The organism is Mycobacterium sp. TH-M103 (genome assembly GCF_057473785.1).
Window position 1 is genome coordinate 1 of record NZ_JBYCLG010000380.1, and the last position, 4,798, is coordinate 4,798.

6 protein-coding genes are annotated in these 4,798 nt (G+C 69.9%); all 6 read left to right on the plus strand.

What is annotated here, in order from left to right:
• Positions 1-41 precede the first annotated feature (41 nt).
• Positions 42-779 (plus strand): cell division protein SepIVA, encoded by a 738-nt coding sequence (gene sepIVA, locus AC2VOR_RS20980; protein WP_369739562.1) that lies wholly within the window; start codon positions 42-44, stop codon positions 777-779.
• Between the two features lie 71 nt (positions 780-850).
• Positions 851-1,438, plus strand: coding sequence for a YceD family protein (locus AC2VOR_RS20985; RefSeq protein WP_369739561.1), 588 nt, complete (start codon positions 851-853; stop codon positions 1,436-1,438).
• Entirely contained in the window at positions 1,435-2,148 is a 714-nt protein-coding gene (gene rnc, locus AC2VOR_RS20990) for a ribonuclease III (RefSeq protein ID WP_369739560.1), read from the plus strand. Before AC2VOR_RS20985 ends, rnc begins: the two co-directional genes overlap by 4 nt.
• A gap of 114 nt (positions 2,149-2,262) precedes the next feature.
• Positions 2,263-3,132 (plus strand): DNA-formamidopyrimidine glycosylase, encoded by an 870-nt coding sequence (gene mutM / locus AC2VOR_RS20995; RefSeq protein ID WP_486964450.1) that lies wholly within the window; start codon positions 2,263-2,265, stop codon positions 3,130-3,132.
• 37 nt (positions 3,133-3,169) lie between these two features.
• Positions 3,170-3,445 carry an acylphosphatase gene (locus tag AC2VOR_RS21000; protein WP_486964451.1) on the plus strand — a complete coding sequence of 92 codons (276 nt, stop codon included), beginning with the start codon at positions 3,170-3,172 and terminating at the stop codon, positions 3,443-3,445.
• Positions 3,446-3,657: 212 nt separating this feature from the next.
• On the plus strand, positions 3,658-4,798 hold a 1,141-nt coding region (locus tag AC2VOR_RS21005), incomplete at its 3' end, for a chromosome segregation SMC family protein (protein ID WP_486964452.1).

The following is a 4,798-nucleotide window of genomic DNA, read 5'->3' on the forward strand; positions in this document are numbered from 1 at the left end:
ACAACAGAGTTTTTTGGCGAGACGCCCAGGAGGGTATGGCCGTGTACCGAGTCTTTGAAGCGCTGGACGAACTGGCCGCCATTGTCGAAGAAGCCCGTGGCGTGCCGATGACGGCCGGCTGTGTGGTGCCCCGCGGCGACGTGCTCGAACTGGTCGACGACATCAAGGATGCGATCCCCGGCGAACTGGACGACGCCCAGGACGTTCTCGATGCGCGGGACTCGATGCTGCAGGAGGCCAAGGAACACGCCGAGTCGATGGTGGACTCGGCGACCACCGAGTCCGAGTCGATGCTCAACCACGCCCGCGCGGAGGCCGACCGGCTGCTGTCCGACGCGAAAGCGCAGGCCGACCGGATGGTGAGCGAAGCCCGCCAACACAGCGAACGGATGGTCGCCGAGGCGCGCGAGGAGTCGGTGCGCATCGCCACGGCCGCCAAGCGCGAGTACGAGGCCAGCACCAGCCGGGCCCAGGCCGAATGCGACCGGCTGCTCGAGAGCGGCAACCTCTCGTACGAGAAGGCCGTGCAAGAGGGCATCAAGGAGCAGCAGCGCCTGGTGTCCCAGAACGAGGTGGTGCAGGCGGCCAAGGCCGAGTCCGCCCGGCTCATCGACACCGCCCATGCCGAGGCCGACCGGCTCCGGGGCGAGTGCGACGTCTACGTCGACAGCAAACTCGCGGAGTTCGAGGACTTCCTCAACGGCACGCTGCGGTCCGTGGGCCGAGGGCGCCACCAACTACGGACGGCGGCGGGCACCCACGACTACGCCACGCGGTAGCCGAACCGGCTCACCACGGCAGCCGCCGGTTCAGCCTGGCGTTATGCGGTCGGCGCCGTAGGATTTCCCCTATGACGCGGCAGCACAGCACCACGGCGCACCGTCGTCCGGGTTCACCCATGAAGCTGGACATCACACCGCTGGGCCGACGCCCGGGCGCGATGGTCACGCTGCGGGAAACCATGCCCAGCCCGTCGCGCATCGGGCTGGACATGATCGCGATCGAGCGGGGCGCGCCGCTGGAACTGGATCTGCGGCTCGAGTCGGTGTCCGAAGGGGTGTTGGTCAGCGGAACGGTCACCGCGCCCACCTCCGGCGAATGTTCCCGCTGCCTGGGCACGGTCGACGGACGCATCCAGGTGGCCCTGACCGAGCTGTTCGCCTACCCGGGCAGCACGACCGAGGCGACCACCGGGGAAGACGAGGTCGGCCACATCGTCGACGACACCGTCGACATCGAGCAGTCCGTCATCGACGCCGTCGGGCTGGAGCTGCCGTTCTCCCCGGTGTGCCGGCCCGATTGCCCCGGGCTGTGCCCCCAATGCGGCGTCTCGCTGGCCGCCGAGCCGGACCACTTCCACGAGCGCATCGACCCGCGGTGGGCCAAGCTGACCGAGATGCTGCCACCGGGGCCCGATATCTCGCGGGGTGAGCGTTGACCTCCCGGGAAGAGCTGCTCGACGCGCTCGGTGTCGACCTGCCCGAGGAGCTGCTCGAGCTGGCGCTGACACACCGCAGCTACGCCTACGAACACGGCGGCCTGCCGACCAACGAGCGCCTCGAGTTCCTCGGGGACGCCGTTCTGGGGCTCACGATCACCGACGAGCTCTACCACCGCCACCCCGACCGCTCGGAGGGGGACCTGGCCAAACTGCGCGCCAGCGTCGTCAACACCCAGGCACTGGCCGACGTCGCGCGCAACCTGTCCGCCGAGGGCCTCGGAGTCCACCTGCTGCTGGGCCGCGGCGAGGCGAACACCGGCGGTGCGGACAAGTCCAGCATCCTGGCAGACGGCATGGAATCCCTGTTGGGCGCCATCTACCTGCAGCACGGAATCACCACGGCCCGCGAGGTGATCCTGCGGTTGTTCGGCGCGCTGCTGGACGCCGCGCCCACGCTGGGGGCCGGGCTGGACTGGAAGACCAGCCTGCAGGAGCTGACCGCGGCGCGCGGCCTGGGCGCGCCGTCCTACCTGGTGACCTCCACCGGACCGGATCACGACAAGGAATTCACCGCGGTGGTCGTCGTGATGGAGATCGAATACGGCTCGGGCATCGGGCGCTCCAAGAAGGAGGCCGAGCAGAAGGCCGCGGCAGCCACCTGGAAGGCGTTGGAGGCGCTCGACACCGCGGGGAAAACGCCCGTCTAGATCGACGGTGATGACCCGCTGCGCCCGGCTTTGCCGCGCTTGCGATCATGCCCGTCTAGGTTGACGGTGATGACCCGCTGCGCCCGGCTTTGCCGCGCTTGCGATCATCACTAGATGCCCGAGCTGCCTGAAGTCGAGGTGGTGCGCCGGGGATTGCAGTCCCATGTGGTCGGCAGGACGATCACGGCGGTCCGGGTGCACCACCCGCGCGCGGTGCGCCGCCACGAAGCCGGGCCCGGCGACCTCACCTCCCGGCTTCTGGGGGAGCGGATCACCGGGACCGATCGCCGCGGCAAATACCTGTGGCTGCTGCTGGGGTCGGACAGCGCGCTCGTCGTCCACCTCGGCATGAGCGGGCAGATGCTGCTGGGCGCCGTCCCGCGCGCCGAGCACGTGCGAATCTCCGCGCTGCTCGACGACGGGACCGTGCTGAGCTTCGCCGATCAGCGGACCTTCGGCGGGTGGCTGCTCGCCGACCTGGTGGAAGTCGACGGCAGCGTGGTGCCGGAGCCTGTCGCGCACCTGGCCCGTGACCCGCTGGATCCCCGCTTCGACGCCGCCGCCGTGGTGCGGGTGCTGCGCGGCAAGCATTCCGAGCTCAAGCGCCAGCTCTTGGACCAGCAGGTGGTGTCGGGGATCGGCAACATCTACGCCGACGAGGCGCTGTGGCGGGCCAAGGTGCACGGCGCCCGGGTGGCGGCCACGCTGAGCCGCCCACGCCTGGCCGCCGTGCTGGACGCCGCCGCGGAGGTTATGCGCGAGGCGCTGGCCAAGGGTGGAACGTCGTTCGACTCGCTCTATGTCAACGTCAACGGAGAGTCGGGGTACTTCGACCGGTCGCTGGACGCCTACGGCCGCGAGGGCCAGGCGTGCCGGCGCTGCGGCGCGGTGATGCGCCGGGAGAAGTTCATGAACCGCTCGTCGTTCTACTGCCCGAAATGCCAGCCCCGCCCGCGGACCTCGGGCATGAATCCACGGCTTTGATGCACACCCGTTCGCGCTCTTCACGTAAAAATGAGTCATGTCTGACGTGCGGTTGACCGCCTGGGTGCACGGGAGGGTGCAAGGCGTGGGATTTCGCTGGTGGACCCGCTGCCGGGCGCTGGAGCTGGGCCTGACCGGCTACGCGGCCAACCAGGACGACGGCCGCGTGCTGGTGGTCGCGCACGGGACGCGTGAGGCGGGCGAGAAGCTGCTGCAGCTGCTCGACGGCGACGGCGCACCGGGGCGCGTGGACAAGATCGTCGCCGACTGGGCGCCGGCGCACGAGCGGTTCGACGGTTTCGTCGAGCGCTAGTCACTCCGGTCACGTTGGCACCGTCGCGGCTGCCCATGGTCGCATCGCAAAACTGGTATCGCCGGCGCTATCGCATTTCAGGAGGGAGCACCGCTTCCCTCCCAGTGACGGCTGTGACCCCTGTGACGTGTGCGCCGACCGGTCGATTTCGGGCCCGACGACACCCCGCGAGGGGGCCGGACGCGACGAATTGAGCGGTAGTCTGGCACGCCGTGTACCTCAAAAGTCTGACGCTGAAGGGCTTCAAGTCCTTCGCTTCGCCGACGACTATGCGCTTCGAGCCGGGTATCACCGCCGTCGTCGGGCCCAACGGCTCCGGCAAATCCAACGTGGTCGACGCCCTGGCCTGGGTGATGGGGGAGCAGGGCGCGAAGACGCTGCGCGGCGGCAAGATGGAGGACGTCATCTTCGCCGGCACCTCCTCGCGCGCCCCCCTGGGCCGTGCCGAGGTCACCGTCACCATCGACAACTCCGACAACGTGCTGCCCATCGACTACTCCGAGGTGTCGATCACCCGGCGGATGTTCCGCGACGGCGCCAGCGAGTACGAGATCAACGGCAGTGGCTGCCGGCTGATGGACGTCCAGGAGCTGCTCAGCGACTCCGGGATCGGCCGGGAGATGCACGTCATCGTCGGGCAGGGCAAGCTCGACGAGATCCTGCAGTCGCGGCCCGAGGACCGCCGCGCGTTCATCGAAGAAGCCGCCGGCGTGCTCAAGCACCGCAAGCGCAAGGAAAAGGCGCTGCGCAAACTCGACGCGATGTCGGCCAACCTGGCGCGGCTCACCGACCTGACCACCGAGCTGCGCCGCCAGCTCAAACCGCTGGGGCGCCAGGCCGAGGTGGCCCGGCGGGCCCAGACCATCCAGGCCGACCTGCGCGACGCCCGGTTGCGGCTGGCCGCCGACGACCTGGTCAACCGGCAGACCGAGCGCAGCGCCATCCTCGAGGCCGAGGCCGCGATGCGCCGCGAGCACGACGAGGCCGCCGCCCGCCTCGCGGTGGCCTCCGACGAGCTGACCGCCCACGAGACCGCGCTGGCTGAGCTCTCGACCCGCGCCGAGTCGGTCCAGCACACCTGGTTCGGGCTGTCCGCCCTGGCCGAACGCGTGGCCGCAACGGTGCGCATCGCCAGCGAGCGTGCTCAGCATCTCGATGTCGAGCCCGTCAGGACCAGTGACGACGACCCCGGGAACGACCCCAGAAACCCTGAGGATATGGACGCCGAGGCCGACCGGGTCGAGGCCGCCGAGCGGCAGCTGCAGGCGGAGCTGGCCGCCGCGCGCACCCGGCTGGAGGCGGCCCGCGCGCAACTGGCCGAGCGCGAGCGCGAAGCCGCCGAGGCCGACCGGG